Consider the following 7,265-nt stretch of genomic DNA (forward strand, 5'->3'; position numbering starts at 1 on the left):
ATGGGCTCCTTCTTACTTCTTGGACGGGGACTTGGGGCGCTGCGGGCCGCCCTTGCGCTGCCCGGACTGAGCCTTGCTACGGCCACCGCCCGAGCCGGCCTTCGGCTTGGCGGCGCCGGCGGGCTTGGCGTCCTGCGGCTCATCGGACTTGGTCAGCGAGGTGGGCTCGTCGGCCGCCTTGGCCGTCCCGGACTGGCGCTGGGACTTGCTCTGGCGCTTGGGCTGCTGCCGCCGGGCCGTGACCGTCGTCGCCTCGCCGTCCTCGGTCAGGGTCGCGGTCTGGGTCTCGCCCTTCATCACGGTGCCGTCGGGCTGAGCCGCCAGACCCGCCTTGCTCAGACCGTTGATGAACTTGCGCTCATAGTCGTTGCGGTCCCGGCCCTTGGCCACGATCGCCTTGACGATGGCCTTCTGGCCACGGCCGCGGATCTTGCCCTGGTTCGTGACGTGCTTGTGCAGGCGCTCCAGGTAAGCGGCCTGGGCCTTCGAACCCGGGGTCGGGTTGTTGCGGATCACGTACATCTGCTGGCCCATGGTCCACACGTTGGTGGTCAGCCAGTAGACGAGGACACCGACCGGGAAGTTGATGCCGAAGACGGCGAACATGACCGGGAAGACGTACAGGAGCATCTTCTGCTGCTGCATGAACGGCGTCTTCACCGAGGTGTCGACGTTCTTCGTCATCAGCTGGCGCTGCGTGAAGAACTGAGAGGCCGACATCAGGACGATCATGATCGCGGTGACGATGCGGACGCTGGACAGCGAGGCGTCGAGCGCGGCGACGTCGGAGGCGCTGTCGGTGAACTTCGCGGCCAGCGGAGCGCCGAAGATGTGCGCCTTCTGCGCACTCTGCAGCAGGCTCTCGTTGATCACCCCGATGGTGTCACCGTTGGCGATGCTGTTGAGCACGTGGTACAGAGCGAAGAAGAACGGGGACTGCGCCAGGATGGGAAGGCACGAGGAGAGCGGGTTGGTACCCGCCTCCTTGTACATCTTCATCATCTCTTCGGACTGGCGCTGCTTGTCGTTCTTGTAGCGCTCCTGGATCTTCTTCATCTCGGGCTGCAGTGTCTGCATCGCCCGCGTCGCCTTGATCTGCTTCACGAAGAGCGGGATCAGGCAGATCCGGATCAGGATCACCAGGGACACGATGGACAAGCCCCAGGCCCACCCGGTGTCAGCACCGAAGATGGCGCCGTACACCTTGTGGAACTGGACGATGACCCAGGAGACGGGTGTGGTGATGAAACTGAAGAGGCTGGCAATCGTGTCCACTAATCATGCTCCTTGGGCATGGGACGGTGTCTCTGCGGCCGGGCTTGAAGAAGGCTTCTCTTCGGTGGCCGTTTCGGCGGCGGAGGGCCCGCCCTTGCGTGCGCGCCATGTGTTGCGCAGCATCTCGTGCCATCGCGGACGCTTGCGCGGCGGGACATGGTCCACGCCACCGAGCGACCACGGATTGCACCGCAGGATGCGCCAGGCGGTGAGTGCCGTTCCCTTGACCGCACCGTGCCGGTCGATGGCGGTGAAGCCGTAGTGGGAGCACGACGGGTAGTACTTGCACACCGGCCCGAGCAGTGGACTGATCGTCCACTGGTAGAGCTTGATCAAGGCCAGCAGCGGGTACTTCATCGCGCGCCCCCTCCTAGTAGCCGTTGAAGGGCGGCATCGAGGTCTTGGGCCAGCTGTGCGTGGTCGGCGTCACCCGCACCGGGCAGCGCCCGTACGACTACCAGGCTACCGGGGGGAAAGAGAGCGACTCGGTCGCGCATCAGATGACGCAGTCTGCGCTTCACCTTGTTGCGTACGACCGCTCCGCCCACGGCCTTGCTGACGACGAAACCCGCACGCGTCGGGGGAGCGCTCTCCCCAGGCGCGTGCGGGTCCGTGGCACCGCTTCTCAGGTGGACGACGAGAGTCGGGCGGCCTGCCCGACGACCCCGTCGTACCGCGGTCGCAAAGTCCTCGCGCCGCCTCAGCCGATGCTCGGTAGGCAGCACGACGTCATGACCTGATCAGTCTCAGGCGGACAGGTTGGCGCGACCCTTGCCACGGCGGTTCGCGAGAATCGCGCGACCGGCACGGGTGCGCATCCGCAGGCGGAAGCCGTGGGTCTTGGCACGACGACGGTTGTTCGGCTGGAAGGTGCGCTTGCTCACTCGGGGGCTCCAGAAATCAATCGGTGGTGGCGGGGTGCCGTCCTGGCTGTCACCGTGCGCCCACGAGGTAGCTCGCGGTCAACGCCCGAGTGCACCGCTTCCCGATCACCTGACGCGATCTGTGCCCATCGGAGGCAGGCGGCAGCAGCCATCGACAACTCGACCTGGTCACGGTACGCGCGGCTACGCCATCCGGTCAAACCGGCGGCCGTGGGAGACACTGTCCACAGGCTGGGGACAACAACTTGAACCGTACCCGTCGGCCTGACTACCGTGGCTGAACTCCGATTCGTTCCTTTGTCCCTGCCCGCACCGATGCGAATCCCCCACCGTCCCACCGTCACACGAACGTGGGACCCACGAGAGAGCGTGCCCTGTGGCTGACGTACCTGCCGATCTTGCCGCAGTGTGGCCACGAGTACTGGAGCAGCTCCTCGGTGAGGGCCGCGGCCAGGGTGTCGAGGTGAAGGACGAGCACTGGATCAGACGCTGCCAGCCGCTCGCCCTGGTCGCGGACACCGCCCTGCTCGCCGTGCCCAACGAGTTCGCGAAGGGCGTACTGGAAGGCCGCCTCGCCCCGATCGTCAGCGAGACGCTGAGCCGCGAGTGCGGCCGGCCGATCCGCATCGCGATCACCGTCGACGACTCCGTGGGCGAACCTCCGGCCTCGTCGGGATCATCGCGCTACGACGAGCCCGAACGTCCGTCCGGCCAGTACGACGGCCCGCGCGACAACCCGTACCAGGGCTACGGCCGGCACCGCACCGACCAGCCCCAGGGGGGCGGCGACCAGGGCTCGCGCCAGGACCAGCTGCCAACCGCGCGGCCCACCTACCCGTCGGAGTACCAGCGGCCCGAGCCCGGCGCCTGGCCCCGTCCGGGGCAGGACGACTACGGCTGGCAGCAGCAGCGCCTCGGGTTCCCCGAGCGCGACCCGTACGCGTCGCCGTCGCAGGACGCGTACGGCGGATCCGGGCAGGACTCCTACGGTCCGCCGTCCCAGGACGCGTACGGGTCCCAGGAGCAGGACTCCTACGGCCCGCCCTCGCAGGACTACCGGCCGCAGGCCATGGACCGGCCGCCCTACGACCGCCCGCCCTACGACCAACAGCGCTCGGAGTACCAGCAGTCGCGCCCCGAGTACGACCAGCGCGACCCCACCCGGCGTGAGATGCCCGAGTCCTCGGGCGGCGGGCATCCGCACCGCGGACCGGGCGGTCACGGCCAGACCGGCGCGCCCGGTCCGCTGGGCGCGAAGCCCGCGCCGACGAGCGGCCCCGGCGAGCCGACGGCCCGGCTCAACCCGAAATACCTCTTCGACACGTTCGTCATCGGCGCCTCGAACCGCTTCGCCCACGCGGCCGCAGTCGCCGTCGCCGAGGCGCCCGCCAAGGCGTACAACCCGCTGTTCATCTACGGGGAGTCGGGCCTCGGCAAGACGCACCTGCTGCACGCCATCGGCCACTACGCGCGCAGCCTCTATCCGGGCACGCGGGTGCGGTACGTCAGCTCGGAGGAGTTCACCAACGAGTTCATCAACTCCATCCGCGACGGCAAGGGCGACAGCTTCCGCAAGCGGTACCGCGAGATGGACATCCTGCTCGTCGACGACATCCAGTTCCTGGCGGACAAGGAGTCGACGCAGGAGGAGTTCTTCCACACCTTCAACACGCTCCACAACGCCAACAAGCAGATCGTCCTGTCCAGCGACCGGCCGCCCAAGCAGCTGGTGACGCTGGAGGACCGGCTGCGGAACCGTTTCGAGTGGGGCCTGATCACGGACGTCCAGCCGCCCGAGCTGGAGACCCGGATCGCGATCCTGCGCAAGAAGGCGGTGCAGGAGCAGCTCAACGCCCCGCCGGAGGTGCTGGAGTTCATCGCGTCCCGCATCTCGCGCAACATCCGTGAGCTGGAGGGCGCGCTGATCCGGGTGACGGCGTTCGCGTCGCTCAACCGGCAGCCGGTGGACCTCGGCCTGACCGAGATCGTCCTGAAGGACCTGATGCCCGGCGGCGACGACTCGGCGCCCGAGATCACCTCGACGGCCATCATGGGCGCGACGGCCGACTACTTCGGGCTCACGGTCGAGGATCTGTGCGGCACCTCCCGTGGCCGCGCGCTGGTGACGGCCCGGCAGATCGCCATGTATCTGTGCCGTGAGCTGACGGATCTCTCTCTGCCGAAGATCGGCGCCCTGTTCGGCGGCCGTGACCACACCACGGTGATGCACGCGGACCGCAAGATCCGCAATCTGATGGCGGAGCGGCGTTCCATCTACAACCAGGTGACCGAGCTGACGAACCGCATCAAGGCGGGCTGACAGGGCCGCGCGGACCCGTCCAGGGCGTTCCGGGAGCTGTTCCCGGGGCGCCCTTCGTCGTGCCAGGAGTCGCCGCCCGGTCATCCGCTGTTCGAATAGTCGCCGGGTTACGGCCACTCTCCACAGATTCGGTGACTTTCTTCCGTCCACAACCTGGGGACTGCGAAGTTGTCCAGATCGTGTCCACAGGCACCCCGGGTGAAAGAGAATCGGGGCAGGTCACCTGGCTGTGGATTGGTGGATAAAAGTTTTCCACAGCCTGTGGACAGATTCGCTGTCCACAGGCTGTGCACGAAGTTGTCCACCGCCAACCCACAGGCTGAGGCCGGTTGTCCCCAGCGATCACCGGCTTCTCCACATGGCTGTCCACTGTTCGGCAACGTGAGGCGCCTCCTCACCGGGTCGAGTGAAAGGCGTCACACGAAGGTGCCGAGGGTGCCTGTGGGAAAGACCGCCAAACCTGGGGACGGTCCTGGGGAGAAGTCGCCCCTCCCTGTGCATGGAGTGTGCAGAACTTTCTGTTCTCCACAGAAGGCCCGAGTTGTCCACCGCCTCCGTCCCCAGGGTCGGTGGATAAAATACCGGGTCTGACCTGCAAAAACGGGGTTATCCACGGTATCCACAGCCCCTACTACTACTCCCAACTAGAGAGAGCGAGAAGTCCGGTTCGAAGGAGGGGCTGTGCACAACTCGCTGTCCGGGGCCTGGCTGCTCCTCGTCACGACTTGACCCGAGGGGCACCTACTGTCAGTGCGGTGCGTCAGACTGGACCCCGGTGGTCCTTCCCCTCACAGGGACCGACGACACCGAGACAGACGACGAAAGCCAGGCAGGGCGAGAAGCGCCGGCAACAGCAGGAGGCGGCAAGAGTGAAGATCCGGGTGGAACGCGACGTACTCGCGGAGGCAGTGGCCTGGGCGGCGCGCAGCCTCCCGGCCCGGCCTCCGGCGCCTGTCCTCGCCGGCCTCCTGCTGAAGGCCGAGAACGGAGCCCTCAGCCTCTCCAGCTTCGACTACGAGGTCTCCGCACGCGTGTCGGTGGAGACCGAGGTCGAGGAGGAGGGCACGGTCCTCGTCTCGGGCCGGCTGCTGGCAGACATCTGCCGCGCCCTGCCGAACCGGCCGGTGGAGATTTCCACAGACGGTGTACGGGCCACGGTGGTCTGCGGATCCTCACGGTTCACGCTGCACACACTGCCGGTGGAGGAGTACCCGTCGCTGCCCCAGATGCCGAACGCGACGGGCACGGTCCCCGGCGAGGTCTTCGCCGCCGCCGCCGCCCAGGTCGCCATCGCGGCCGGCCGTGACGACACCCTGCCCGTCCTCACCGGTGTGCGCATCGAGATCGAGGGCGACACCGTGACGCTGGCCTCCACCGACCGCTACCGCTTCGCGGTCCGCGAGTTCCTGTGGAAGCCGGAGAACCCGGAGGCCTCCGCGGTCGCCCTGGTGCCCGCCAAGACGCTCCTGGACACCGCCAAGGCGCTCACGAGCGGGGACAGCGTCACCATCGCGCTGTCCGGCTCGGGCGCCGGTGAGGGCCTGATCGGCTTCGAGGGCGCCGGCCGCCGTACGACGACTCGCCTCCTGGAGGGCGACCTCCCGAAGTACCGCTCGCTGTTCCCGACGGAGTTCAACTCCATCGCGGTGATCGAGACCGCCCCCTTCGTGGAGGCCGTCAAGCGCGTGGCCCTGGTCGCCGAGCGCAACACCCCGGTGCGGCTCAGCTTCGAGCAGGGGGTGCTGATCCTGGAGGCCGGCTCCAGCGACGACGCACAGGCTGTGGAGAGGGTCGACGCCCAGCTGGAGGGCGACGACGTCTCGATCGCCTTCAACCCGACCTTCCTGCTGGACGGCCTCAGCGCCATCGACTCCCCGGTGGCCCAGCTGTCCTTCACGACCTCCACCAAGCCCGCGCTGCTCAGCGGCAGGCCGGCGCTGGATGCCGAGGCGGACGAGGCCTACAAGTACCTGATCATGCCGGTCCGCCTCAGCGGCTGACCCGCCCGCCTTGTCCACAGGCCGTGGAGGAACGCCTCCCGGCCTGTGGGTGAAGCCGTAGAAACCGCAGGTGAGCGCGCGAATGGGGCCGTACGTTTGAGCGCGTATGCCCACAGGTGTGCGTGACGGTCCGGGTTTAGGCTCGGACATGGGTACGAAGGTGCCCCACACGCCACACAGCGACCTAAGGAACAACTGATGGAGCTCGGTCTCGTCGGCCTCGGCAAGATGGGCGGCAACATGCGTGAGCGGATCCGCCGCGCAGGCCACACCGTCATCGGATACGACCGCAACCCGGACCTCGCCGATGTCCACAGCCTCTCCGAGCTTGTGGGCAAGCTCAAAGGCCCGCGCGTCGTCTGGGTGATGGTGCCGGCCGGTGCCGCCACCCAGTCGACCGTCGACGAGCTGGGCGAGCTGCTGGAGCCGGGCGATGTCGTCGTGGACGGCGGCAACTCCCGCTGGACGGACGACGAGAAGCACGCGGAGGAGCTGGCCGCCAAGGGCATCGGCTTCGTCGACTGCGGCGTCTCCGGCGGCGTCTGGGGCCTGGAGAACGGCTATGCGCTGATGTACGGCGGCGACGCGGAGAACGTCGCCAAGGTGCAGCCGGTCTTCGACGCGCTCAAGCCCGAGGGCGACTTCGGCGCGGTGCACGCCGGCAGGGTCGGCGCCGGCCACTTCGCGAAGATGGTCCACAACGGCATCGAGTACGCCATGATGCAGGCCTACGCCGAGGGCTGGGAGCTGCTGGAGAAGGTGGACTCGGTCACCGACGTCCGCGAG

The 7,265-nt window shown here is 67.6% G+C and carries 7 protein-coding genes; 3 read left to right on the forward strand and 4 right to left on the reverse strand.

Annotated elements, in window-relative coordinates:
* Window positions 1–12: 12 nt before the first annotated feature.
* The 4 genes from yidC to rpmH are packed head-to-tail and all read right to left on the reverse strand — an operon-like array spanning window position 13 to window position 2,159.
* A complete protein-coding gene (yidC, locus tag P1P75_RS02835; protein ID WP_319251460.1) occupies window positions 13–1,275 on the reverse strand; it encodes a membrane protein insertase YidC in 1,263 nt (420 codons plus the stop codon).
* A 3-nt stretch (window positions 1,276–1,278) separates the two neighbouring features.
* Window positions 1,279–1,632: a membrane protein insertion efficiency factor YidD gene (gene yidD, locus P1P75_RS02840; RefSeq protein WP_086767060.1), complete on the reverse strand. Its 354-nt coding sequence runs from the start codon at window positions 1,630–1,632 to the stop codon at window positions 1,279–1,281.
* Window positions 1,629–2,000, reverse strand: coding sequence for a ribonuclease P protein component (rnpA, locus tag P1P75_RS02845; protein ID WP_319251461.1), 372 nt, complete (start codon window positions 1,998–2,000; stop codon window positions 1,629–1,631). The genes yidD and rnpA overlap by 4 nt, the downstream gene beginning before the upstream one ends.
* 21 nt (window positions 2,001–2,021) lie before the next feature.
* Window positions 2,022–2,159, reverse strand: coding sequence for a 50S ribosomal protein L34 (gene rpmH, locus P1P75_RS02850; RefSeq protein WP_014047156.1), 138 nt, complete (start codon window positions 2,157–2,159; stop codon window positions 2,022–2,024).
* Window positions 2,160–2,535: 376 nt separating this feature from the next.
* On the opposite strand from rpmH, the gene dnaA reads away from it, so the two are divergent.
* The 3 genes from dnaA to P1P75_RS02865 all read left to right on the forward strand — a co-directional run.
* Entirely contained in the window at window positions 2,536–4,479 is a 1,944-nt protein-coding gene (gene dnaA / locus P1P75_RS02855) for a chromosomal replication initiator protein DnaA (RefSeq protein WP_319251463.1), read from the forward strand.
* Window positions 4,480–5,348: 869 nt separating this feature from the next.
* A complete protein-coding gene (dnaN, locus tag P1P75_RS02860; RefSeq protein ID WP_086767068.1) occupies window positions 5,349–6,479 on the forward strand; it encodes a DNA polymerase III subunit beta in 1,131 nt (376 codons plus the stop codon).
* A gap of 198 nt (window positions 6,480–6,677) precedes the next feature.
* The coding region (locus P1P75_RS02865; RefSeq protein ID WP_319251466.1) for an NADP-dependent phosphogluconate dehydrogenase at window positions 6,678–7,265 on the forward strand (588 nt) is incomplete at its 3' end.

The sequence above is a fragment of the Streptomyces sp. ID05-39B genome, assembly GCF_033794725.1.
GTDB classification, from domain to species: Bacteria; Actinomycetota; Actinomycetes; order Streptomycetales; family Streptomycetaceae; genus Streptomyces; species Streptomyces bobili.